Annotated in this window: 26 protein-coding genes and 2 pseudogenes; 1 reads left to right on the top strand and 27 read right to left on the bottom strand. The window is 44.0% G+C overall.

Annotated features, from left to right (window positions below; all coding sequences use genetic code 11):
• Positions 1-2: 2 nt before the first annotated feature.
• From DW159_RS09570 to DW159_RS09520, 11 genes are all read right to left on the bottom strand, one after another.
• Positions 3-866 (bottom strand): metal ABC transporter permease, encoded by an 864-nt coding sequence (locus tag DW159_RS09570; RefSeq protein WP_117550305.1) that lies wholly within the window; start codon positions 864-866, stop codon positions 3-5.
• On the bottom strand, positions 832-1,557 hold the full coding sequence (locus DW159_RS09565) for a metal ABC transporter ATP-binding protein (protein ID WP_117550303.1): 726 nt from the start codon (positions 1,555-1,557) through the stop codon (positions 832-834). Before DW159_RS09565 ends, DW159_RS09570 begins: the two co-directional genes overlap by 35 nt.
• A 43-nt stretch (positions 1,558-1,600) precedes the next feature.
• Complete coding sequence (locus DW159_RS09560) at positions 1,601-2,617, bottom strand: metal ABC transporter substrate-binding protein (protein WP_117550301.1); 1,017 nt, start codon at positions 2,615-2,617, stop codon at positions 1,601-1,603.
• Between the two features lie 174 nt (positions 2,618-2,791).
• On the bottom strand, positions 2,792-3,085 hold the full coding sequence (locus tag DW159_RS09555; protein WP_117550299.1) for a hypothetical protein: 294 nt from the start codon (positions 3,083-3,085) through the stop codon (positions 2,792-2,794).
• Positions 3,086-3,180: 95 nt separating this feature from the next.
• Complete coding sequence (locus DW159_RS09550; RefSeq protein ID WP_015534691.1) at positions 3,181-3,606, bottom strand: Fur family transcriptional regulator; 426 nt, start codon at positions 3,604-3,606, stop codon at positions 3,181-3,183.
• Between the two features lie 84 nt (positions 3,607-3,690).
• On the bottom strand, positions 3,691-4,512 hold the full coding sequence (locus tag DW159_RS09545; RefSeq protein WP_117550297.1) for a class I SAM-dependent methyltransferase: 822 nt from the start codon (positions 4,510-4,512) through the stop codon (positions 3,691-3,693).
• A 341-nt stretch (positions 4,513-4,853) separates the two neighbouring features.
• The gene (locus tag DW159_RS09540) at positions 4,854-5,453 is read right to left on the bottom strand and encodes a TetR/AcrR family transcriptional regulator (protein WP_117550295.1); all 600 of its coding nucleotides are present in this window, start codon (positions 5,451-5,453) and stop codon (positions 4,854-4,856) included.
• A 179-nt stretch (positions 5,454-5,632) separates the two neighbouring features.
• Entirely contained in the window at positions 5,633-6,181 is a 549-nt protein-coding gene (locus DW159_RS09535) for an RNA 2'-phosphotransferase (RefSeq protein ID WP_117550293.1), read from the bottom strand.
• 159 nt (positions 6,182-6,340) lie between these two features.
• The gene (locus DW159_RS09530) at positions 6,341-6,898 is read right to left on the bottom strand and encodes an NUDIX hydrolase (protein ID WP_117550292.1); all 558 of its coding nucleotides are present in this window, start codon (positions 6,896-6,898) and stop codon (positions 6,341-6,343) included.
• A gap of 23 nt (positions 6,899-6,921) precedes the next feature.
• Positions 6,922-9,693, bottom strand: a complete 2,772-nt coding sequence (locus DW159_RS09525) for an AAA family ATPase (protein ID WP_117550289.1) — start codon at positions 9,691-9,693, stop codon at positions 6,922-6,924.
• Positions 9,693-10,862, bottom strand: coding sequence for an exonuclease SbcCD subunit D (locus DW159_RS09520; protein ID WP_117550288.1), 1,170 nt, complete (start codon positions 10,860-10,862; stop codon positions 9,693-9,695). Before DW159_RS09520 ends, DW159_RS09525 begins: the two co-directional genes overlap by 1 nt.
• Positions 10,863-11,033: 171 nt before the next feature.
• On the opposite strand from DW159_RS09520, the gene DW159_RS09515 reads away from it, so the two are divergent.
• Complete coding sequence (locus DW159_RS09515) at positions 11,034-11,552, top strand: DUF6512 family protein (RefSeq protein ID WP_117550286.1); 519 nt, start codon at positions 11,034-11,036, stop codon at positions 11,550-11,552.
• On the opposite strand, the gene DW159_RS09510 is transcribed toward DW159_RS09515, so the two are convergent.
• The 16 genes and pseudogenes from DW159_RS09510 to DW159_RS09435 form a co-directional block, all read right to left on the bottom strand.
• Complete coding sequence (locus DW159_RS09510) at positions 11,539-12,117, bottom strand: DUF1294 domain-containing protein (protein ID WP_117550284.1); 579 nt, start codon at positions 12,115-12,117, stop codon at positions 11,539-11,541. The two genes, DW159_RS09515 and DW159_RS09510, sit on opposite strands and share 14 nt — an antisense overlap.
• A 59-nt stretch (positions 12,118-12,176) precedes the next feature.
• Positions 12,177-14,633 carry an ABC transporter permease gene (locus DW159_RS09505; protein ID WP_117550282.1) on the bottom strand — a complete coding sequence of 819 codons (2,457 nt, stop codon included), beginning with the start codon at positions 14,631-14,633 and terminating at the stop codon, positions 12,177-12,179.
• Between the two features lie 10 nt (positions 14,634-14,643).
• The gene (locus tag DW159_RS09500; RefSeq protein ID WP_117550280.1) at positions 14,644-15,405 is read right to left on the bottom strand and encodes an ABC transporter ATP-binding protein; all 762 of its coding nucleotides are present in this window, start codon (positions 15,403-15,405) and stop codon (positions 14,644-14,646) included.
• Between the two features lie 109 nt (positions 15,406-15,514).
• Positions 15,515-16,732 carry a sensor histidine kinase gene (locus DW159_RS09495; RefSeq protein WP_117550278.1) on the bottom strand — a complete coding sequence of 406 codons (1,218 nt, stop codon included), beginning with the start codon at positions 16,730-16,732 and terminating at the stop codon, positions 15,515-15,517.
• 67 nt (positions 16,733-16,799) lie between these two features.
• A complete protein-coding gene (locus DW159_RS09490; RefSeq protein ID WP_015534677.1) occupies positions 16,800-17,519 on the bottom strand; it encodes a response regulator transcription factor in 720 nt (239 codons plus the stop codon).
• 103 nt (positions 17,520-17,622) lie between these two features.
• On the bottom strand, positions 17,623-19,389 hold the full coding sequence (locus DW159_RS09485; protein WP_117550276.1) for a MutS-related protein: 1,767 nt from the start codon (positions 19,387-19,389) through the stop codon (positions 17,623-17,625).
• Between the two features lie 87 nt (positions 19,390-19,476).
• Positions 19,477-20,043 (bottom strand): cytidylate kinase-like family protein, encoded by a 567-nt coding sequence (locus DW159_RS09480; RefSeq protein WP_117550274.1) that lies wholly within the window; start codon positions 20,041-20,043, stop codon positions 19,477-19,479.
• Between the two features lie 129 nt (positions 20,044-20,172).
• The gene (locus DW159_RS09475) at positions 20,173-20,652 is read right to left on the bottom strand and encodes a GNAT family N-acetyltransferase (protein WP_004851846.1); all 480 of its coding nucleotides are present in this window, start codon (positions 20,650-20,652) and stop codon (positions 20,173-20,175) included.
• Between the two features lie 181 nt (positions 20,653-20,833).
• Positions 20,834-21,289, bottom strand: a complete 456-nt coding sequence (locus tag DW159_RS09470; RefSeq protein ID WP_242992659.1) for a helix-turn-helix domain-containing protein — start codon at positions 21,287-21,289, stop codon at positions 20,834-20,836.
• Positions 21,290-21,445: 156 nt separating this feature from the next.
• A complete protein-coding gene (locus tag DW159_RS09465; RefSeq protein WP_117550272.1) occupies positions 21,446-21,913 on the bottom strand; it encodes an HAD domain-containing protein in 468 nt (155 codons plus the stop codon).
• Between the two features lie 10 nt (positions 21,914-21,923).
• On the bottom strand, positions 21,924-22,274 hold the full coding sequence (locus DW159_RS09460; RefSeq protein ID WP_117550270.1) for an arsenate reductase family protein: 351 nt from the start codon (positions 22,272-22,274) through the stop codon (positions 21,924-21,926).
• 195 nt (positions 22,275-22,469) lie between these two features.
• A pseudogene (locus tag DW159_RS14210) lies at positions 22,470-22,664 on the bottom strand (response regulator); the annotation flags it as partial.
• A pseudogene (locus tag DW159_RS09450) lies at positions 22,660-22,780 on the bottom strand (CDP-alcohol phosphatidyltransferase family protein); the annotation flags it as partial. The pseudogenes DW159_RS14210 and DW159_RS09450, both read right to left, overlap by 5 nt.
• A complete protein-coding gene (locus DW159_RS09445) occupies positions 22,770-23,834 on the bottom strand; it encodes an FUSC family protein (protein WP_117550268.1) in 1,065 nt (354 codons plus the stop codon). The pseudogene DW159_RS09450 and the gene DW159_RS09445, both read right to left, overlap by 11 nt.
• A gap of 33 nt (positions 23,835-23,867) precedes the next feature.
• Complete coding sequence (locus tag DW159_RS09440) at positions 23,868-24,911, bottom strand: HAMP domain-containing sensor histidine kinase (protein ID WP_117550266.1); 1,044 nt, start codon at positions 24,909-24,911, stop codon at positions 23,868-23,870.
• Entirely contained in the window at positions 24,911-25,582 is a 672-nt protein-coding gene (locus DW159_RS09435) for a response regulator transcription factor (RefSeq protein WP_117550264.1), read from the bottom strand. Before DW159_RS09435 ends, DW159_RS09440 begins: the two co-directional genes overlap by 1 nt.
• Positions 25,583-25,593 lie beyond the last annotated feature (11 nt).

Raw genomic sequence — 25,593 nt, 5'->3', positions numbered from 1 at the left:
TCTTATCTCCTCATCACTTTCCCTGCTATACTGTTAAATGCAAATATAACCATATCACACGCAACTATCGTAGATCCTACCGGTGTTGAAAATAATATGGATACCAGCATGCCGGTCAAAGTTCCCACAACTGACAATACAGCCGAATATAATACCACTGACCTGAAACTATACATAACTCTCATTGCCGAAAGTGCAGGGAATACCAGAAGCGCCGTGATGAGCAGGGAGCCCACCAGATTCATTGCAAGCACTATTATCACAGCGATTATCACCGCCAGCGCCAGATTATATGCCCCTGCATTTTTCCCGATTGCCCTGGTAAAACTCTCGTCAAATGTGACTGCAAATATCCTGTTGTAGAACAAACAGAAAAACGCTATTACACATATTGACATAACTATACACAGCCACACTTCTCCCATTGTCAATGTCAGTATGGATGTTGAACCAAACAACGTTGAGCACACATCGCCAGATACATTTGCCGACGTGGAAAATACATTCATTATCAGATAACCTACGGCTAAAGCACCGACAGACATCATGGCTATCGCGGCATCTCCCTTAAGCTTCACATTTTGTCCCGACATAAGTATGAGAATTGCAGCAGCCACAGTCACCGGCATCACTATGATCGTGTTGTTTGTCAGTTTCAGAACAGATCCTACCGCCATTGCTCCAAATGCAACATGCGAAAGTCCATCGCCGATAAATGAAAATCTTTTCAAAACCAATGTTGCACCGAAAAGTGACGAACACAATGCTATAAGAATACCAACCACAAGAGCATACTTAACAAATGGATACTGCATATAGTAAATTAACTTATCAACAAGCTGCACTCTGTCCACCACCTTTCTCATATTCTACCGAAATGATGTTCCAATATCTGCTGTTCTTATATTCCTCTCTGCTGCCCCAGAACGAGCCCCCATGATTCATATGAAGCACATGTCTGGCGCAATCTATTGCCCTCAGATCATGTGATATCATGATCACTGCCACACCATTTTCATTTAACTGCTGTATCATCTGATAGAACTGTGCCGTTGCGACAGGATCAAGGCCAGTTACCGGTTCATCAAGCAGAAGAAGGTTCTCAGTTGCACACAGGGCTCTCGCCAGAAGGACGCGCTGCTGCTGTCCTCCCGACAAATGCCTGTAACATTTCCTGCGTATATCCCACATTCCAAGTCGTTCAAGCTGAGATTGCGCAAGCTGCTTTTCCTTTCTGCCATAAAAAGGACGTGCTCCGCACTTAGGCAGCGTTCCCGACAAAGCCACCTCCCATACAGTCGCAGGGAAATCCTTCTGCACAGGTGTCTGCTGCGGCAGATAGCCTATATCACGCGATGTCAGATCATCGCCAAACTTTATCTCTCCTGAAACCGGTTTCAACAGGCCAAGCAGAGTTTTTACCAAGGTACTCTTTCCCGCTCCGTTCTCTCCAACTATACAGAGATAGTCTCCCTTGTCTATACTGAAATTAAGGCCTGACGCAACTGCTCTTCCGTCGTACCCGACTGCCAGGTCTTTACATGTTATATATGACATTTGTTTTCTCCTATAAATCTAAATTTGTTTTATTGTTCAGCAATTAATTCAATGCCTGAGAAAGTACGTTCAAGTTATCTTCCATCACGTTCAGATACGTCTCACCATCAGCTACAGTCTTTGCAGTCACAGACTGCATGGAATTCATCGTCAGGATCTCCTGATTTTTCGAATCTGTTGTCTTCTTTATCGACTCTGCTATACTGTGATCTGCACCCTCTATCGTCAGAATAACCGGAAGCTTTAACTCATCCACCTTCTGCGCAAGGAATGTTATCGTCTCAAAACTTGCCTCCGACTCAGCACTGCATCCCACAAATGCAGCATAGTAAGTAAGGCCATAATCATCCGCCATATATCGGAAAGGGAATCTGTCGCCAAACAGAATTGCCTGACGTTTTCCCTTAGAAACTGTTAGTTCGTACCTTCCATCAAGATCATTGAGTTCATCAACGTACTTGCCTGCATTCTCCATGTAATCAGATTTATTATCTGGATCAAGTGCCTGGATATTATCCGCCAACACATTCGTCAATGCCACTGCGTTCTTGAGTGAAAGCCATACATGTTCATCATACTCCGGGCCTTCCTCTCCTTCCTCTTCTTCCTCTGCCTGCATGCCTGGAACTACCTCTTCCTCTTTGACTGCAGTTCCCAAAGCGTCAAGCATATTTACAACCTTCATATCCTTATTAGTCGCTTCTTTCAGGGCACTATCCACCCAGCCATCAGACTCACCGCCAACATACACAAACATATCTGCGTCAGCTATCTTTGCTATATCCTCTGCAGTTGGTTGATAACTGTGAAGATCCATCCCCTGATCGAGCAGCATAGTAAGCTGAAACTTGTCGGAATCACCGCCTATAATATTGCGGATCCAGTCATACTGAGGAAAAGTCGTACATACAATGCTGTACGCCGCAGCACTTGCCGCATTTTCAGGCACACTGCCCCCTTTCTGATCAGAATCTGCTGCCATCATTGATGCTCCGCAGCCACAAAATGCTGAAACAGTAAGTACCGATGCCATAACAAGGCCAAATATTCTATTTTTCATAATGATCAATAAACCTCCGAATTGATTGATAAAATTGACAGGCATATTTTGATGCCTATAATTGGGTAAATTTAATAAACTGCCTCTAGATCAAAAAACATCAATAATAAGTATTCGCCCTTATCTTTAGATGTATTTCCAGACGCAATTCTCAGCCAATATCCGTACTTTAAATCAATTCAGCAATTCCACCTTCAGGGAAACGAGCGTATCGGTACAATACTCGTGGGTATACACCAATACAACTCCAAGTGTGAACACACTTAAGAACGCCAGGAACACTGGCGTAGTTGACATTGTCTTTATATTTGAAAGGAACTGTGCAGCCTGCTGCAAATGCATACATATAGGACATTCCTGCCCCGTACAGTCATGCTCCACATTGCACGCAATATAGCCATAAGAGAAAAGTACTCCCGATATAAAGAACACTATAAGAATCCATGACATTATTCTCTTTTTACTCATTCTGCACACCTCATTTTCATTGTAGGAATTTGGGGATATATAGTTTTCGTTGTGACCGTAACGATACAATCCCATCTGTAACAATCACGTTTAGTTTAGACTACAGCGACTCCACAACGCCTCTGACAATCTTTGCAAATACCACATATCGACGATCTGTCACAGTCGATCATAAATCCATACCTCTCCTGAACTCCTTTAGCTATGTGATTCATGGTATCGCGGTCAATATGTATGACTCTTCCGCACTTAACACACTGCATATGAAGGTGTTCGTGACAACTATGATCAGCCTTTTCCATTCTATACATACTTGAACCACCATCAGCACTCTGATACTTTATCAATTTGTCCTGGGTAACCATGCGGTCAAGATTGCGATATACAGTTGTTGTATTCGCATCTATGCCATTCTCATCCAAATACACACTTACATCAGCCGCGCAAAACCCTCTGTCCTGCCTCTCTGCAGCAAATGCCTCTATAGCCTGACTTATTCTCGTTTTATACTCCCTCGCCATAATATTCCTCTTTTTCGAATTTGCAAGTCATTTGCATTTTACTGTATCATAAATGGCTTTTAACTTTATGTCAACACTTTTTTATCACTTTTCCAGCACTACTATCTTGTTTGATATATTGCTGACAAATGGTATTTTGCCAATGACTTTATATACCGGTATGAACTCAGCCATTCCTTCTACAAGACTGTGCTGTTCTATGTATCTGTATTTCGGTATGATCTCCGCCAGCTTCTTTCCATTTGGCACGCCCCAGGAAAACCTGGCATGGCTTCCATGGATGGATTTCTCCTTGATATGCTTTGCCATGAACGGAGCCATAGTCTCTACGAGCACCGTAGCATGAGTAAATTTCCTGTCTATTATGTCGAATATTTTCTTCACATCAGCTTCTGTGAGATACATCGTAAGCCCCTCTATGATGACCAGCACAGGTTCACCTGCATACTCTACCAGGTCTGCCCATTTGCCGTCCATGGCGGATTCTGCTATCTGGTACACCGGTCCGTCCTCCTGCAGGAACTTTGCCCTTACAGTCATGGTCTCCGGGAGATCAATGTTGTACCAGCCTTTATATTTACCCTCATTTCTATAGCAACGGGTGTCAAGACCACAGGCGATATTCACAACCACAGCACCCTTGTGCTTCTTCAGGAATTCTGATACAAGCTTATCAAGCACTATGGTTCTCGCTATAACTCCGCTTCCCATCGCCAGATCCTTGTCCGCCAGTGAAAAGTCATAATCCAGACTGTCCACTATCTCTATAGCCTTGCCGTCATATATGACATGATCCGACTTTCTCGATTCCTTCGCCCTGGCATAGAGTGTCTGGAGCATCGTCTCCGGGACTCCCGTTATGTCTACCTTTGATCTGCGTACTGTATCGTTCTGTGTGCTAACCATTTTCTCATTTCCTCCTGCTTTTTAATTGTGCAAACGCATGAGGCGTTTGCGTGCTTCACAACATGTCGTCAAGCGCAGCTTGATGACCTGCGCGCACATCAGTGCGCTTCCTCTGTCGGAATCCTCCCACTTACGTGGGCCCCTCCTTATATGGAGCAAACGCATGAGAGGCGCTGCGCGCGGCGTTTGCGTGCTTCACAACATGTCGTCAAGCGCAGCTTGATGACCTGCGCGCACATCAGTGCGCTTCCTCTGCCGGAATCCTCCCACTTACGTGGGCCCCTCCTTATGAAATATAACATTTGTCATGTTTTGTTATGTTCGTAAAAATAAGAGGTTCATCATCGATGAACCTCTTTCTTTAAACTCTCTATCAACTTTTCTGTACCGCCAGTGGCATGAATGCCGATCTTTTCTGTCAGATACATTTTCTTCTCCACATCTACATCCTCGTCCAGTATCGCCATGGCTCCTTCAAGCCGAATCTTCGCCAGCACGCGAACCAAAGTCTCATCCGGCTCGCATCCAAGCTGTGACCTGTAATATGCCGCAAATGAATGTCTCATGAACTCCTCAACCCTCTGGTGATAATTCTCATAGCAGCTGCCGTCAGCGCCATGCATGATGATCATTGCCTCTTCCCTGTGTGCCAGAAGAAATTGCATCATGATCCTGTCTGCATCTACGCCCGTGCCGGGGTTCTCAATCTCCCCCTTCATAAGTTTTCCAAGCATGACCTCGTATTGATTCACAAGCGGTTCGAGTATCGCCTTGAACAGAGCCTCCTTACTCTCAAATGAAAAGTAGAAGGCTCCGGTGGTAACTCCCGCACTATTGCATATCATTCTAAGACTTGCCCTCTGGTAACCATTTTTAAGGAATTCCTCTTTACCTGCTTTTTTCAGTTTTTCTATCGTTTCACTGCGCTTGTCGTTTTCCATAACATATGTTATGTTAGCACAAGCTAACTAGTCTGGCAACATATTTTTTATATGTAATGCCTTTCTTTACGCCCTGGCTTTTTTCCAGCTATCCACTAACTGACAGAGCTGTAACCATTGTTCCTGACTTATACAAATCCTTACTTTTCCTACTATCCCCCAACTGACAGAGCTGTATTCTACTGCTTCTGCAGATACTTCACCGGAACTGCTTTCGTAAGCCACACGCCATTCTTCGAAAGATAGAACTTATATCCATCCCTGTACATCTCTCCAGATCTTACAATATACAAAACCGGTTTTCCATGTCGCTGTCCCACCTTAAATGCTGTGTCTCTGTCATTTGACAAGTGGACATACAGACGGCTCTTAGGCAGAAGTCCCTCTGTTTCTATATCCTGTACATACTTTTCACCCGTGCCGTGCCACAATTCTTCCGGCGGACTCACCTCGTCCAGCTCGACATCAACAGGTATAGAATGTCCCTGATTTGCTCTTATAAGAGTCTTGTCTTCGTTGAATGAATACCTCTGTTTCTTGTCAGCACGGACAATCTCTTCCAACATATCCATATCGATCGAGTGTTGTTCTCCAATACCAGACAACAGCTCGTCAACATTTGCCCAGCCATGCTCATCCAGACTGATTCCGATACTTTCTGGTCTGTGTCGAAGAATCAGACTCATAAAACGGCTGAGCTTATTTAAATATTTTTCATCGTATTCCACGCTCTTCTCCTCCAGTCAACTACAATCATCAAGATTCATTTGAGCCTTTTATTTGGATTATTTTTTCATAAATCACTTTACGATATCTGACAAACGTCAGCGCTTTTATAGACGTCTTCATCGTGAGCCAACGCTACATGCAAAATTCTTTCAGTAACTTTAACGTATTCTTTCGTTAAGGTATTTCCCTACCGTCTCAAGCCCTCCAATCGGCACGCAAAACTTCTGGTCATGGTTCTTACATGCCTCATAGGTTTCCTCCAGATCAAACCAGCTCACGCCGTCCAGTTCTTCCTTCTGGATCGTCAGGTCTGCTATGTCCACCGGTTTCTGGTACACGAACACAAATGCCACCTCATTATCCCTGAACATTTTGCCGTGAAATTCCTTCTCATACTGTATTCTGAATGTTCCCGCAAAATCGAGGTCTTCTTTTTTTGCATTTATTCCCAGCTCCTCACCCAGTTCTCTGAGTGCCGACTCCATCGGTTCATCACCTGCCTGTATATGTCCGGCAGAGGAAGTGTCATACCTTCCAGGAAATGAATCCTTATCCATCGACCTCTTCTGCAGAAGGACCTTATACCTGCCATTCTCTTTCTTCGCTATCCAGATATGGGCAGTCCTGTGGCATATGCCTTTTGCATGTGCCTCGCTCCTCTCCACTGTGTCTCCGGTAGGGTTGCCCTGTTCGTCGCATATATCAAAAAGTTCCATTATTTTGTACCGTCCTTCTATTCCTACACCACCAGCCGCGCCTTCGCCCTGCCGGTTCTGTCCTTTTCCACCACGATCTGCTTGTCAATCTTCTCCTTGAGTTCAGTCACGTGCGATATTATTCCCACCAGCTTTCGTCCCTCGGTCACGCTGACCAGCGCTTTGTATGCCTGTGGCAGAGTCTTTTCTGTGTCCAGTGAGCCAAAGCCCTCATCCACAAACATCGTATCTATCTGTATGCCGCCAGCCGAAGCCTGCACCTCATCAGAGAGTCCAAGGGCAAGGGAGAGTGATGCCATAAATGACTCGCCCCCAGAAAGAGACTTAACGTCTCGTCTGCTGCCGTTGTAATGATCCACAACACAGAGGTCAAGGCCGATCTGGCTTCGCCTGTCACTGCTGTCCGTCACACGCCCCAGTTCATACTGACCGTCTGACATCTTCAGGAATCTCAGATTTGCACGCTGAATTATCCTGTCAAAATACGACATCTGTATATACGCCTCAAGGTTTATCTTGTTCTTGCCGGATACATTTCCTGAGGCAGTGTCATAGAGCGACTTCACGCTTACATATTTCTTTTCTTTTGCCAAAAGCTCATCGGACTTTCTGCTTATATTCGCCATCGCCGTTTCATTTGCACGGATGCGGCTGTTTCCATCCTGCATGAGAAGTCTGATCCTTCCCAGCTCATCTCTTGCTGCGTTTTTATCTTCCTCAAGCCTGGCAAGTTCGAGCTTTTCTGCTGACTCCAGCGTGTCTGTCAGAGCCTTTATCTGCCCCTCCAGCGTCTTAATATCCTGGATCACAGCATTATATCTCTTCTCAGCGGCGTCAAATGAATTCTGCAGTTTCTTTGCTCTGCCAAGAATCTCGTTCATCTTCGTTTCCGCCTCACTCCGATTCCTGAATCTGAGCCCCGCGGCCAGTTCTGTCGCCTGTTCTCTGTCTGAGACAATCTTTGCCGTGAGCGCCGATATATTTCTCTCAAGCTCCGCCAGCTTCACCTGCATCCCGGCAAATGCTTCTTCCTCCTGAGGAAGTTTTGCAGCAAGCTCATCCCTTCTGCTGACCCTTTTGCGTTCAGCCTCGATCTGTCTGTCAGTCTTCGCAATCTTCTCATTATAGTACCCAATATTCTTCTCAACCTTTTCCGGCAGACCGTCTATATCCTCCGGATCGTCAAATTTCCTTCCAGCCTGCTCAATAATGCTGTTTCTGATCTCCATGACACTGGCAAGCTTTACCTTTGCATCCGTAGCACTGGCATTTGCCCTGTCGCGTGCTCTGTCCGCATCCTTCTTCGCACCATCTAACTGCGCATCTGTCGGAGCCTCCTTTGGCAGCGATGCAAGGAGTTTGTGCTCCGTCGCACCGCACACAGGGCACGCCTGTCCCTCCTTCAGATCCTTTGCAAGGATTCCCGCCTGGGCATTCCTGTAGAGCGTGCTCATATGCTCATACAAATCCTGTTTTCTGGTATACATATCATTATCAAACAGATACTGCTTCTGTGCTTTGTCCACCGCCTGTTTTCTTCTGCTGTATTCCATGAGCAGTCTGCTTATGTCATTCAGATAGTCAACAGCGTCAGCCATCTTCTCCCTCGATGCCGTGATTGCAACTATTTTCTCCCCCGCATCCGCAAGCTGTGTCTGCTCCTGCCTCAGCTTTTCTATGCTCTTCTGTTTGTCTGTCACAAGCATTCTGCCCTTCTCTGCCTGTTCATTTTGCCTTTGCAGGAGCTGTTCCTCGTCTACAATATTTTTTCGCTTCTCGTCCAGTTTCTCATAATTTGGAAGCTCGTTATTTATAACTGCTGCCTGCCTTTGGAGCTCTTCCGTTTCTGGGCGCGCTTCCTTTGTCCTGTTTAACTCTGCCTCAGCAGCAGTTCTGTCATTCTGTACATTTGCAAGCTCCAAATGTGTCTTTTCAAGCTGCACTCTGGCTTTCTCTGTCTGCTGTGCCTTGCCTATCAGCGTGTCAAGTTCCCCGACCCGGGTCTCAAGTGTACTGATCTGCTTCTCATATGAATCCGTTCTTGCCTTCTCCGTTACAATAAGCTTTCCGATGAGTGTGATCACCTCATCAATTGGCATCTGGCCGTCCTTTGCTTTCTGGACACCGATCCCCAGCGGGTCATCCTCTCCGCAGACTATCCCGGATATATACTGCTCTATACTCTTCTTCATATCGTCGCGTTCACTCTGAAGCCTTCTCGTCTCATCCTGAAGACGCTTCTGCAGAACAAAATACCTTGATGTGTGAAAAAGCTTGCTGAATATCTTCTGTCTGTCCCCGGACTCCGCCACCAACAGTTCCTTGAACTCACCCTGAGCAAGCATGGATATCTGCGAAAACTGCTCTCTGTCCACACCCAACAATTCCTGAAGATATGAATTTACCTTCGTTCTGTTGGCAATGACCAAGTCATCCGGCAGATACAGTTCTGCAGCCGCATCCTGCAGGGTAGTTCCCTCACCTTTTTTCTTACGTCTCTCATAGGAAGGATTTCTTTTAACTCTGTAAGTCTTCCCCATATGATCAAATGTCAGTTCAACGTAGGTATCTGTGTCCACATCGGCATACGTTGATCTCATCATCCTCGCATCACGGCTCGCTCCGCTCGGCTCATCATACAGCGCATAACAGATGGCATCGAATATCGTGGTCTTTCCCGCACCTGTATCCCCAGTCACAAGATACAAGCCTTCAGCCCCAAGCTGGGCCATGTCAAGCATCTGGACTCCCGCATATGGTCCAAATGCCGACATCGTAAGATTTATGGGTCTCATCACCAGGCCTCCTTCCATATAACGTCTATAATATCCTGAACAAAACTCCTCTGTTCATCGCTCATTTCCTGGTTGTTCTGCTTCTCATACAACTCTTCAAACAGATCTATAGGCTTTTTCCCTTCAAGCACAGCGCCATCGTCTATCGTCTGCGTCACACGGGTTCTGGTGTTGTCGTATCCAAGCTTCATCACATTTGGATAGACCGTTCTGAGTTTTCCCAAAGCATCCGGCACGTCATCCTCGTCCGTGAGAACCACATACAGATAATCATCCACAGCCGTCCCCTCATAGTTTCGCCTGTCCATCAGCTCGTCAAATGTTCCCTTTACCTCGCGCAGCTCATGCATCGGAACAAGCGGAACAGTCCTTATCTCTATTTTCTTGTTCTCAGGGATGTCAACAACCGTCACCGATTTGGTGTGGTTAGCCTCCGAAAGTGAATACTTAAGCGGTGTTCCACAGTATCTGACAGTCTCCCTGCCCACCTTCTGCGGCCCATGTATATGCCCCAGCGCCACATAGTCAAATGAGTCAAATACCGACACATCCACATTGTCCAGACCGCCCACATTCTCCTCCGACTCCGAGCGCACAGCCCCGGTCACGAACTGGTGGGCCACAAGGATATTTGTAACCTTCTCATCAACATCCATGTACTCCACCGCAACACGGCAGGCATCCGTGTAATCATTTATATCATCCGCCTCATCAGGGAACACCGATCTGACCATTGCCGGCTTCACAAATGGCAGCATGTATATGTTCACCATCTGTCCTTTTCCATCCTCCAGCTTATATGGTCTGACCAACCCATCTCCCATCATGGCTATCTGTGCCGAATCATATACCGGCGATATATGGATTCCACTGAGATCAATCAGACTTGATGCAAATGCCAGCTTGGCCGCCGAATCATGGTTGCCGCTGATGATATATACTTGCAGCTTTCTCTTTGCAAGCGAAGTCAGAAATCTGTCCAGCAGTTTCACCGCCTCCTCGCTCGGCACAGACTTATCATATACATCCCCGGCTATGATGACTCCATCCGGCTGCTCATCATCGATGATGCACAGTATTTCTTTTAATATATACTCCTGATCCTCCAGCATGGAAAATTCATTTACACGCTTTCCTATGTGAAGATCAGATAAATGGATCAAACGCATATGTACTTCCCCTTTAAACAAAACATTCGTTGAAATAATTATAACATCACCGACAATATATCCCAATTATGTTTATCTTAATTTCGGCAATTTCGTTTTCTCCGCTACATGAAATACCATATTCGTCATATACTATGTAATATAGCACTTGTTTTCATCGGAGAATCCTTAATGCAAATAAAATCCAAACTCAACCTTTTCCGCTTCATCTTCATATCGATCCTCGGCGTCCTGCTCCACTTCACATACGAATGGTCGGGCGACAATCCTGCTGTCGGCCTGTTCTCAGCCGTGAACGAGTCGACCTGGGAGCACCTGAAACTCATATTCTTTCCCATGCTCCTCCTGACTCTGACCGAATCTCTTTGGGCGCATATACAAGAAAAGCCCCTGCCGGAAAATTTTCTTCCGGCAAGGACTATCGGTATCCTATCAGGTATGGCATTCATTGTTGTCGTGTTTTACACACTAAACGGTGTACTGGGCAGGAATTATGAAATTCTGAACATCGCACTTTATTTCGCCGGGGTTATATATGCACTGCGAACCGAGAACAGATCAAAATCCAGACAAATGTGCATAAACGACTACGTTTCCATGACTATCCTGGCAATTCTCGCGGTTGCATTCTTTGCATTTACCAACTATCCGCCTGAACTGGGGATATTTGCGGATCCTACAACAGATTAACCACACACATCAAAAGCACCACCTGCATTACAAGTATAAGTGGCACTCCAACCGAGAAATAATTCTTCCTTATCTTATGCCTGAACACCACCATTCCAAGCAGAGCACCGATACTTCCCCCGGCAAATGCCATTCCAAGCAAGACAGCTATAGGTATCCTGTATCCGCCCTTGACCGCTCTGTATTTGTCAATTCCGAACATGACAAATGTTACAGCACTCACTGCCGCAACGAACCACAATGTCCATCTGTATTCCACAAACACATCCCAGAATGCAAAGCTCCATTTGCCCATAGGTCTGAGCTTCCAAGTCATGAACACCGCAAGCTCTATTACACACACGCACACTGTGAACACTCTCAGCATCATATTCGTCTTGGATGCAGTCCTGTCACACAACGCAAATGCTATTATCATGCCAGGGGCACCACCGGCAATGGCTATGATCCCCAGCAGAACACTGAGCGCCTTATGGCTTGTTCTCCTGCGTCTCGCAGCCGTCACTCCATCAAGGACAGCTCCCAGTATATTTATACATATCAGATATATGATCAACTTATCCATTATATATACCCACCTTGTCTACTGACATTGTATACATAGTTCCACTCTCCTATATACTTCTACTGATCTGCGATGAGCACCTGCGGCTGAACCTTTCTGATGTTCCCCGCTCTGATAAATGCTACCACAGAGAATAACACGCTCATAAATACCAATGGTATAACCAGTGATATCACGCTTGTACTTAAATTAAAACTGTATATTCCAAATGATTCAAATCCTGCCTTGAAGAATGGCTTGCTGACGATAAGTGCAAGAACTATACCAAGCAGCGAACCCACAACTGCCGTCACGATAAAGCGGACCGCAAGCTGGCATCTGAGTCTGAAGGATGTAAATCCAAGTGCCTTGTATATTCCGATATCCTTCTGCTCACGCATGAGAACCTTGCCACACACGATTATGACCGTGACTATCACGAATACAGCCCCCAACATATATGTGAGCAATGTGAGTCCCTGTATTGCAATGTTGACTGTACCCGCCACTCCTTCAAAATCATCCTTTGCTGAATGTATTGAATACGTGATGCCCTGATTATCGCCATATCTCTTATCTATCTCCTGGATTATCGCATCACATTCATCAGTATTGTCAAGATCATAACATATTCCTTTGCCGCTCCATTCCTCTTCATCTGAACTGCTTTTGGCAGCTCCACTGACACCAGACTCACTTACGGTCTCTTCATGGGCAAACTTACTATATGCAGCCTTACTAATTGCAAAGTTCTTGCCCATATCATTTGCCGAATCATATATGCCGGAGATAACCATCTTCCTTGCCACGCCGCCGCGCTTGACTGTGACTGTGTCACCTACGTTCATGTGAAATCCATCAGCCACATACTGGGTTATCAGCACTTCATTGTCATATGTGCAGGTTCTTCCCTTTCTTATCGTGTTGATCATATCAGGGTCCTCCACTATATAACAATACATCTGCACATCATCGAACAGAAGGTACTCGCTGGACATTTGATATTTTCTATACGCTGTGTGTTCTGATATAACATTCTCTATATCCTTCTGCGTATCCTCATCGACAAACGAAGCAGTCAGGTCATACTTCGTGACTGAAAACATATCCACCAGCATATTCTGTGAATTAAACCAGCGCATCATATCATTCATAAGTATCATGAACATGGCAAGTATAGCAGTCACTATGATGGCTGCGGCATACTGTTTCTTCTCAGATATAAACTGTCTGTATGCAAGACTCACACCAAGTTTCTTGCCTGAGACCGGAAGCTTCAGAACGCTTGAGAAATGCACACTGTCCCGTCCACCTCTTATCGCCTTTATAGGTGTGGCCTCGGATATTCTCCTTGTCTTCAACATGATAAATGCTGCTACCAGAAGCAGTATCGCCAATATGACACACAGCACAAGTCCTACATTAATATCAAACGGAACTTCAAGTCCTGAAGAAGATCTTGTGGCACCATTTATAATTTTTAGTATCGGAATGGCCAGTGGTATTCCAGCAAACAGTCCAGTCGCCACAGTGCACATATACCCGGCAAGCAACGCCAGCTTCACCGATGCATTTGTCATTCCGACCGCTTTGAGTATTCCTATGTTAACAAAATCCATCTCTATGCTGCTGCCGATGTTGTGTCCTAGAACTATCATAGCCGCCACCAGAAGCAGCACAACAAATATAAGCAGCACCGCGGAGAATACCTTTGTCATAAGAAGCATGTAATTTCCCGCCTGCTCCTTTGATAAAGTTATCCAGCAATATGACGCGAAATCACTCACATTATTCAGTTCTCTCTCAAACTCCATCTCCGTAAGGTCCAGGCCCGGCTTTTTATCTATTATGATAAGCTTTGACAATTCAAAGGATCTCTTGTCATCTTCCAGTCCGCTTCTATTATCTTCCGCAGCCTTTGCCTTGAGATCCGCAAAATCCTCATCTGAGATCAATATCGTCTTTATTCCCATGACCGAAGATCCCATATATGGATCCTCGAAAAATGACGCAACTTTGAAGGTATAAGAACCGTTATCATTGCCCAGCTCGACTGTATCACCAATCTTGCAGTCATACATACCTATGAAACTGAACGGCACACTTACCTCACCTTTTTCAAGCCGGCGATCTGTCATTTTGTTATCCACATCATACTGATCATATGTGAGCACGCTGTCTGTATCATTCAAAACGAAGCTGCTGTTTCCGCCTTTTCCATTGCAGTCCTTAAGCAGCAGATACACAACATCTGCTGCTTTCACTTCCTGCACCGCATCACATTTGCCAATGTTCTTTATTATCTTGTCTGCACTTGTTCCATAGGCATCCAGCCTGTTCTCCCCATAAAGTGCGGCAAGCATACCTCCATAACCAACCTCTTCCATAGCTTCCGAATCATGCCTTATGGAATTCGTGTAGTAAGAAAGCACTGAACAGAATGCCAGAGAAATGATAAGCATGAGCACGAACACACTTATATGCACGCCCTTGTTTCTTCTCATATTTCCTCGAAGCACCATCATGATATATCTCATTCTTTACCTCCTACCACTGCATGGAACCAAGCCATGCATCTATCTGGCTCTCACGTCTCTTGCGGTCTTCTTCAATATATTGTGACAGTTTCAGCTCACCTATGATTCTTCCATCCTCTATGTAGATGATCCTGTTCGCCCTGATGGCAGCTCTCACATCGTGGGTAACCATGAGTATGCTCTGTCCCTCCACGTTGAGCTCGGTTAGAAGATCCAGCACATCCTGGGTATTTCTGCGGTTTAATGCGCCTGTCGGTTCATCTGCGAAAAGGATACCCGGACTGTTGATGACCGCTCTGGCAATAGCTCCCCTCTGTGCCTCTCCGCCAGACACCTGTGCAGGAAGTCTGTCAGCAGCACTTTCTATATTCATATTCTTTATGAGTTCATCAGCCCTGTTCTCAGTCTCTTTTGTGCTCGTATTCTTATTCATATAACCCGGCACAAGTATGTTCTCTCTAATGCTGAGGTTACTAACAAGATGTATCTGCTGAAACACAAATCCAAACTCATACACCCTGAGTTCTGCCATGCGCTTCTCATTATATTCTGTTATATCCTCGCCATCATATATGACCTTTCCCGAAGTCGGTCTGTCCATCCCGGACAGACTGTAAAGCAGTGTGGATTTTCCCGAGCCTGACGCTCCCATGATGACTGTAAAATCTCCCTTATAGATATCCAGATCCATGTTGTTGAGCACATGATTCTGCATGCCCTCACTGGAAAAGCTTTTGCAAAGGTCTCTTGCCTGAAGTATTATATCTGCCATTTTTCTCTCCTTTTTATGGTTGTAGCACGGTGGGGCGTTCAGACATCCTCTACGGATCTTCACTTCGCCACCGTGCTACAACCATACCACCCTATTTATTAACAAGTCCTTAACAAACTTTTCTTGCTGCAAAATATAACACTGCTTCCAGGCCATCGGAATGATTTACAAGTTCCACATATCCGCCCATTCTCTCCATGAGATAGCGGACAATAAACAGTCCCAGGCCCGCTCCAGGCTCATCACCGGAGTTTTCCCCTCGATAAAACTTCTCATATATGAACGGCATATCCTTATCCGGGATTCCTGTTCCTTGATCCTTTATCGACAATCGATATACTGCATCCGAACCACTTACATGCACATTTTTTGGAAGTTCTTCTGGATCTATATATCCAGTGGTAATACTTATCTCCGTGTCTCTGGCATACTTAGAGGCATTTGACAGTATATTTTCTATCACCTGAACCACTCTTCCCGAATCTGAATGCTCAAGCACTGCCTCGGTTATATCTCCATTCACCACGATATCCATTCCGAGACCTATATCTGACAGGACCTGTTCCAGCAGAGGTTTTATCTCAACCTCATCACTGTTCACCACCAGTCTGTCCAGATCATGCAAGGAATGAATAAACATGTCATTCGTTATGGACGTCACCTCATCACATTTCTTCATGATGACCGACGCATACCTCTCCCTGCGCTCCTGGGTGGCATCCATATTCATGACCAATGCCTCCGCATATCCTCTTATGGATGCGATCGGAGTCTTTATATCATGTGACAGCGTGGCTATAACTGTCTTGTTGTTCTCTATCGCTTCCTGCTCTCTACGCCTTGCATGCACTATCTCCGTTCTCATATGGTCAAATGCCCACGTGAAGCTTCCGAACATATTTACCCGTCTGTACTTAAGTTCGGTGTCCATATCCCCTGCTGCCAGATGTGATGCATAATCCTCCAGCTCGTCAAATGGCCTGAGAACACACACGTATATGTACAGGAATAATACAATCACAACACACAAGACAACGATATACATGATCACTATATTCCTAAGTCCTGACTTGCCGGTATCTATCTTTTGTTCCCTGAGTTCATTCATTACAGCGTCAAGCTTTTCGTCAGCATCTGTGGATCCCGAATCATACAGTTGTTTCACTTCATTCAGTTCCACTATATACTGCCCATATTCATCATCTTTTATCCGCCGTGTCTCGTCCTGCTTCTCCCTGTAGAACAGCCAACCAAAAACTATGGTTATAGCGCACATGAACACGATCAGCATTTTTATTATATTGCTTCTTACTGAATGTCGCTTCATATAAACTCCCTATAGCTGCCAAGTGGACATCCACCTTACAAGCTCATATTATTCTCACTGTCTTTGTCTATTCACTATCTCCCAGCACATATCCCGTTCCCCATACCGTACGGATAAGCTGCGGATGTGAAGGATCTGTCTCAAGCTTTTCCCTGAGCCACCTTACATGCACCGCAACCGTGGATGGCTCCACATCGCTGTACAACCCCCACACGGCACTCATGATCTGTTCCTTGGTCAATACCCTGCCTCTGTTCTCCGCCATGTATACAAGCAGGTCAAATTCCTTCGGCTTCATATCCACATTACTTTTGTTTCTGTTCACAGTCCGTGCGTGCCTGTTGATCTCTATCTCGTTCCCGTCTGTGTTCAGGGTCAACATCTCAGACTTATTGTCATCAACACCATAAGTTCTCCTGAGTATCGAACGGATACGAGACATAAGCTCTTTCAGTGAATACGGCTTTGCGATATAGTCATCTCCACCCATATCAAGGCCATTCACCTTGTCATCCTCACTCGTCCTTGCACTTGCAAATATGATTGGCACCTGCGAAGTATGCCTGAGTTCTTTACAGAATGAGAAACCTGTACCATCGGGAAGATTGATATCCAGAAGTATGAGATCACATTTGTTATCTGTCAGCACTTCATATGCATCGTCTATGCTGGCTGCGTACAGAAAAGCATAGCCGTTGTCCTCCAGCATATCCTGTATCAGCATAGACAGATCAGCGTCATCATCCACTATAAGTATTGTTCTCTTGTCTGTATGCTTTTCTGTCATCCTATACCCTCCAATATCTTCACTGTAGACAATTCATATTATATGACTCTAAACTGCCCACATATCGTCTGTAATATCATCCACAAGCAGTGCATACAGCCAACTATTTTTCTTTATTCACCAGCATGTCATATGTAACACCATATTTCTCCGCTATGTCACTGGCATATGATCTGCCAGCGGGTGGCGCTATCTCGATCTTGTAAGATCTTTGTGAGCCCTCGTTGTGTACGATCAGCGAATATACCTTGCCCTCTGTACGCCCTTCATTCATCTCATCCACATCAAAGCCCAGCTTATGCATATGGGTGTTGTATATCGTTCTCGTTCCCTTTGTCAGAATAGCTCTCACGGAATCCCTGGCTATATAATAGCCCTCCTCAAATGATGTGGTTGAAAATGTCTCATTGAGAAGTATGAGACTGCGATCATTCGCACCGTCAAATATCTCCCTGAATCTCTTGCACTCCTCACCAAGTCTTCCAAGATCCAGGGTCTTGTCTTCGTCAGCAGGGAAATGCGTGAATACGCAGTCCACAGGAGCAAATTCAAATTCATCACCCGGGATATATATACCGCCCTGAGCCAGTACAAAAAGCTGTCCTATCGTCTGGGTTATAGTCGTCTTGCCGCCTCTGTTGGCACCTGTGAGGATATACACTCTGTGCTCGCTGTCAAAGTCCAGATCATTGGTCACTATGTGCTCCGACTCCTCCGTATCAAATGCTGCAAGCTTGATATTATATACGCCACGAGCCTTCATATAATATCTGCTCTTGGAATTGGCTTCCTTAGATGTACCTGCGTCCGGCTGATATGCAGAGTTCACAACCCTTGCCTTGGAAAATACCGCACCTCTGCTTTGCAATTTTTCTATATACTCAGCCCATCTTATATAGTATGTAAGCTCCGGTATGAGATCCGTCATGTCAGTTATGGTAATCGACACATACTTATTTAACGTCTCCCTCATTCTCTTTACAATTCTTGTTATGAGCTTAGTGACTACCCTGTCTGTATACCTCGTAATGTCTTTAGATTTGTCAGAATCAGGGATTCCCACCATACCTGCCGCCAGATTATTTGCGCCCCCGGTTACGACTCTTCCCTGCAGCTCCTGCTGAAATTTTGACAGTGCTTCATTTACCGCATCTAACGGCTGGAATTTATAGTCGTTCTTTGCCTCAATGTTATCATTTATTTTGTCTCTGGACATAAGATGTCCGTAGAAATTACTCAGCACGCCGCCCCTTGTAAACTGCTTGCTGTTGACTGATATCAAGCCGACACCATCTGCCTCATATCTGTTATTCAGATTGATTCCTATGGTTATACTCCTAACCTCACCGCTCACCTTCTTAAGTTCTGCTATATCCTTCTTAAGTTCACTAAAACCATTATCTTCATATATGTTCTGAACATACGCCTTAAGGCCTGTAAATCCCTCAGAATGCAGATTCCTATCTTTCAGGCTGGAATATAATGAATCCACACACTCTATATAATCTCCAATTTCATCAAGTCTGTGCATAAGATCCCATATACCTGAGTTCTCATCATAGTCACGCTTAAAGCTGCCATAGTCCTTGAGAAAGCTTATCTTCCCAAGGATCTCCATCATATCGTCCCGAAGCTGCTTATTCCCTATGACATCGTCAAACACGCCACATCTGTAATTTGTAACAGACGGCCCTGCATATATCCGTGACATAACGCCCATTATATAATTTTGCTCGGACTCATTTGCAGACAACTGCCTGCATATCATGTCCAATCCCAGATCATGCATGGTCACAGGGCTCAGTGTTTTAAACGAATACTTCCCTTCCGGAACCAAAAGGCTGTATTTTCCTGTTGCTTTTTCTCCCATATCTATACCTTTCAATTCATAATGTCAGAAACCTCTCTGACTAACTCACACTATCCGGCTTCTATCTGCCTGCCATCTGTCTCAATTCTACTTGCCAATTACCTTCATATACGCCGCGACCATCTCCACTACGCCGTCCACGCCGAGCTTCGCCTCATCAAGGCACAGGTCATAATGTCCTGAATATCCCCAGTTCTCTCCTGAGTAATAGTCATGATAGCTTCTTCGCTTGGCATCAGTCTCCTCCACAATACTCTTTGCCTTTGATTCTGATATGCCATGCTTGTCCATTATCCTCTTTATTCTGCTGTCTTTATCTCCGCACAGGAATATTCTCACTGCATCGTTCCTGTTCTTGAATGCAAAGTCCGAGGCTCTTCCCACTACAACGCCATCCTGTCCGTCAAGCAATCTCTCAAGTACCTCCTCCGGGGTCTTTCTTCTCTTCACGACAAAGTCATCTGACACCGACTGCATCATAGAATCTATAGCCTTCTCTCCAAAGAAAAACGGATATTTGTCATACACACCCTTCTCCTTTGCCAGCCTTATTATCTCTTTCTTTGTGTAACAGGCTATACCATATTTTGAGGCAAGTCTTGCTGCCACCTCATCGCCGTCACATCCACACTCTCTGCCTATTGTAATTATCATTCTGTGCACCTCCGCTCATCATTCTTATATAATAGAAATGTCTCATCTCTATAACTCATCAAACAATACACCACCATTATATTACAATATAGCTGCAGCTGCATCCTATAACTTGCAATATCTACCTCTTTAGAATCCCCGTTCCATACATACGAAATGCTTATCAAAAAGATCACACTCTCCAACCGTTTCAAAACCAATCTTGGCGTATGTCGAAAGCGCCACCACATGTCCCTCTCTGACAAGTATATGAACGCCCTTCATGCCTCTGCTTTTCAGGACATCACAGGCATAGTTCATCATAGTCTTCGCAATTCCCTGGCCCTGCATATCCTTCCTGACGCACAGCCTTGAAAGTTCTCCCGATGGAGCCAGATCTGCTCTCCAGCACGTAAGTGCCTCAACAGCATCGTCGTGATCTATGGATATTGTGGCTACAATCTCTTCTTTGTCATTCTTCATAACAAACAGATCCTCGTTCTTCAGGTCAAATGCTATGGTATTCTCGTCAGGATAATTCTCGCTCCACTCACACGGTCCGCCTATCATGGCGTGATAGAGCGAGAGCAGTTCTTCTTTGTCTTTTGGTGTTGCATTTATTATCTTCATATGTCATCTATGTCCTTTCCACAATATAACTGTTGACTTTTCCTGTAGCTTGTTTTATTTTTATTTCATTAAGAAATGGGTTTTCTACTGGGTAGGGTTTATACCTGACAAGGCTTGCTCGTTTCTTTTTTTATTTCTAAAACATCGTACAGATACATTTTCCCAGAAGCGGCATGTCTGATCAATAATCTTGCACTAAACACATTGTACCGCTCAACCTCACCACTTTCATCGTAAACCGGTAACGCAAATCTGGCATCATATCTATACCATCCATTTTTAGCATTACGGCTATGTTTTTCTGTGGTGTCCTGATCTCTTTTGTATCATCCTTGTCAATAAGCTCCATATATCTGAGCATATGCCTTCTCACCTGATCATCCGACCTGCGATAACATTCAATGAGATACTTCTCCTCGGCACTGTAATCGACGCTGCTGTTCTCATCCCCATCTTCTCCAAGCAGATCTGCCAATGACATATCAAGCGCCCTGCTGATAACAACCAGCTTGTCCGCCTGCGGATTGATCTTCTTCTTTTTCCAGTCATTTATCGTGCTGGTGGAAATCCCCGTTCTTCTCGAAAGCTCTGACTGGCTCATACTCAGATCATAAAGCTTGAAAATTATGAAGTACATCCGCCTAGCTACTCGATAGCTGTGGCTGTCGCTGATACCAGACTTACTATAATCGGAAAATGGATGGATTCGAGAAGGTATACGAGCTCAACAAAGCCATACATCTCCAAGTATGCCTGAATGACATAGAGATCACAGAAGGAGAGTGGGAAGAAACTAAGAGATAGCCTCCAGAAAAAGCATTGCCTCAATCGCCGGTGTCTTTGAAGCATATTCGGCATTTTCTATGCCATTGGTAAGCAACAGCCGTTCCCAAAGCTTAGGATAATTGGAGAAATCAAATGTATTGTCATCCAATATCACGTATTCATCTATCTCAGGATGCTCCGCCAGATAGCTCTGGATACCCTCACCTCTGCCAACCCAGACATCGGTTGTCTTTCCAGACAGGCTTAGTCCAAATTTGCCCAGCATAGATACAAGATATGAGAAGTCATCCCCGTCTTCTCTCATAAGCTTCCAATCAGAAGTCAGAACGATTGCTGCATCGCCAAACTGTTTTAGCGCCTTTTTCAGCAGCCTCACTCTGGACTCGTCTATCCCGGTTCTTCCACTCGGCGCTCCCACAACTGTCGTCCGGGTATTCAATACACCATCTATGTCCAGAAACAATGCAAAACTCATCACTTACCCCCTAGAACATTTTCTCTATCCACTCTTTTTCCTTAAATCCAGTCAATACAAAATCTTTATCAACGACAAGCGGTCTCTTCACCAACATGCCATTTGTCGCAAGAAGCTGCAACTGCTCATCCTCGCTCATGTCCGGAAGCTTGTCCTTCAGTTTCATCTCCTTATACAGCATGCCACTCGTATTGAAGAATCTCTTGAGCGGAAGTCCGCTCTTCTCATACCATTTCTTCAGTTCCTCATATGTGGGATTGTCATTCACAATGTGGCGCTCCGTGTATTCGATCTTATTCTCGTCCAGCCATTTCTTCGCCTTCTGGCAGGTTGAACACTTTGGGTAACATATAAATTCCATCGTCTTTTCTCCTTTTCTATTTGGCTTATTGCTGCAAGCCTCAATTTCATCATATCAAGTTGAACATCTTCTTCATTTACTCCGAAGACCTCAAAACTATCTGCTTGTGGCATATCGATATCCAAAAGTGTTAAATTTTGAATCATCTACAATGAGTATTTTTTGTTTCTTGTCCTTCTTATTTCTCTTTAGTGATTATTGATCAATAAATTGGGCCTCCTCCCTCCCAAGTTTTATATTTCTTATGGTTTTCTTCAGCAACTTCATATCAACTGGTTTTGAAATATGAGCATTCATTCCAGCAGCGAGAGAGTGCTGCATATCCTCTGAAAATGCATTGGCAGTCATGGCAATAATCGGGATCGTCTTTGCCTGTTCATGTGATTTTCTTTACACAATAACTCCATATAATTACCGGAATCAGACAAAGCCGAAAAAAAAGAAAGAAGATTAGAAACCGTAATAATTCTATTCAATTTTTCTTCCTGATTCACTTCACTCTGCATGTACGGTCACCTCACTTTTCTTTTTTTTAGATATAAACCAATAAAATATAACACAAAATGCTAAAGCAAACACAACACCAAAAACATTTTGAATCACTCTAAGACTAACCGCTCCTTGTAGTCCATAAATCTCTGCAGCAATGGCTAAAGCACCAAATGTGTTAAATACTGCCTGCCAGCCATATTGTGCTGAAAATCCTACACCGATTCCACCAAGAATTCCTATATATGCATATATTGACGAAGGAAGCAGAAAATATAATACTGTAAAACATATAACACCTGCAATATTTCCGACAATCCTTTTACGGACTCTGTAGTGCATATCTTCCATAAACGGCAAAATCACGGACATGGCCGCAATACCAGCCCACATTGCACGTGGCATATTACAAAGTTCTGCAATGCAAAGAACAATCGGTACGCATAAAATCTGACATATCTGCCATTTTGTTCTGGAAGAAGTGATATCAAATTCTTGTATCAGATCTTTCAGATTTCTTTTATAAGTTCTGTTTTTATGATTTCGATAAAATACGAAGCAGGTAATTGCTGCACCTAAAGCCATTCCGACTAATCGCATCTGATAGCTTTTTCCCGTAACATCATAACCATATAACAGCAGATACCCAAGAACCAATGTAGATTGATTAAACATGAATGGATTATGGCATCCGAACAGAATCAACACAGCCAGTGCCGCAATATTTAACAGCATTCCCAATACCGGTGAAAACTGATTTGCTAAATGCGGACATACAGTCATAATTACAAAGAACAAAGCCAAAAGCATCGTAGATTGTCCGGTGCGGATCCCCAGATCCGCATTTCTAAACACCATGAGACATAATAAGACTACTACACCTACAATGCTGTTCTCATTTCCAAATAGGATGCTGAAAATACTAACAAAGAAAAAACAAAATGCCATTGTAACAGCTATCTTCACCAGATATACCCACATATGATATAATTTTTCTTTTAGTGTTTCACTCTTTTTCAACAGGTTTTTAGAACCTGCCTGATTTAACTGCAACTCCTGATAAAATGTCATATGAATTCTCCCATCTTCTAATTTATCTTAAAACTATATAATCTCATCTTTCTGCTTTGGCAGCTCTATAACAAATCTGCATCCACCATATTCACGGTTTTCTGCTTTGATTGTTCCTCCGGCACTATCTACAATCCGTTTTACAAGTGCAAGACCTAGGCCATTTCCTTCTGCTTTATGAGATCCATCTACCTGATAGAACTTGTCAAATATTCTGGATTTTACATCATCCTCTATTCCTGGTCCTTCATCTTCCAGAATGAACTTAACAGAATCCTGTTCTTGTTTCAGAAACATCATAATTGTCCCCTTTGAAGGGCTGAACTTAATCGCATTATCCAAAAGATTTAACCAGATATGCATAAAAAGTCCTTCATTCCCAGTATATTTAACTTCCTCCAATTCTACCTGAAAACCAATTTCTTTTTCTGTCCATTTTGTTTCCAATGAAAGAAATGCCTGGCGGATCTGTTCATCCAGACGATATTCTGTTTTTTTCATTGGTATATTCTGATTCTCTAACTTGGATAACAGCAAAATATTACCAACCAATCCGGAAAGTCTTTGGGTGTTAAATAAGATTTTTTCTACATATTCCTCTTGATCCGGAGACAGTTCTTCTCCCTGAAGCAGCATTGTATATCCTTCAATGGCATTAATCGGGGTCTTAAACTCATGAGAAACATTAGATACAAAATCCATCTGCAACACCTCTGTTGCACGAAGTTCTTTTGTCATAACGTTAAAACTTTGATAAGATTCTCCAACTTCTGCTATACGGCTGTTCGTTTCCAAATGCTGTTCAAAATCTCCCTGAGAAACTTCCTTCATTGCTTTACTAAGTCTGGTAATTGGTTCCAGTAACTTTGCATTAATAAAGGAAGTGATCAGCCCGGCAATCAATGTATTGAAAATCAAAAGCCAGCCAAGCACAGGTATGCTGCCCGGCAGATTAAAAAAATGATTCAAAAAAGCAAATAATAAAGCAGATATGACTGTTGAAAATACAAGTGCCAGCCAGATTGCACCAGTCAGACAGGATCGGATCCGCAATCCTTTTTCTTTCTTTTGTTCCATTATTTTTTCACCACCTTGTATCCAATTCCACGCATTGTTACGATTTCAAAATCAGGGTTATCTTTAAAACGCTCTCTGATTCTTCCTATATGTACCTCTATCGTATGTGTGTCTGCCTCCGTCTCGTATCCCCATACTTCATCCATCAACTGTTGTTTTGTAAATGTTCTGCCTGGCGAAGCTGCAAGCTTATATAAAAGCAGGAATTCTTTTTTAGGCAAAACAAGACTTTCCTTATCAGTTGTAACCGTCATTGCATCATAATCAAACTCTGTTGAACCGATCACAATTTTGTGTTCATTCAGTATCTGTGCACGGCGAAGCAGTGCTCCGACTCTTAAAACCATTTCATTCACATTTACCGGTTTTACCATATAATCGTCACTTCCCGAAAGAAATCCCTGGCGCATATCATCAAAGGAACCTTTCGCAGTGATCATAAGTACCGGTATCTGATATCCTGCTGAACGGAGTTCCGACACCAGTTCATAACCATCCATAACCGGCATCATAATATCGGAAATGATCAGATCAATATACTCTTTATCCAATATTTCTAATGCCAGTGCTCCATCCGATGCACTTTTGACCTGATATCCATTCTTCTCAAGCACTTTTTGGAATAGCTGGCTTAATTCTTTATCATCTTCTACAATTAATATTTGAAACATGATCTTCTTCC

This window comes from Coprococcus sp. AM14-16, assembly GCF_003434675.1.
Taxonomy (GTDB): Bacteria; Bacillota; Clostridia; order Lachnospirales; family Lachnospiraceae; genus Coprococcus; species Coprococcus aceti.
The sequence above is the reverse complement of the archived record's forward strand: the minus strand, read 5'-3'. Positions and strand labels throughout refer to the sequence as shown.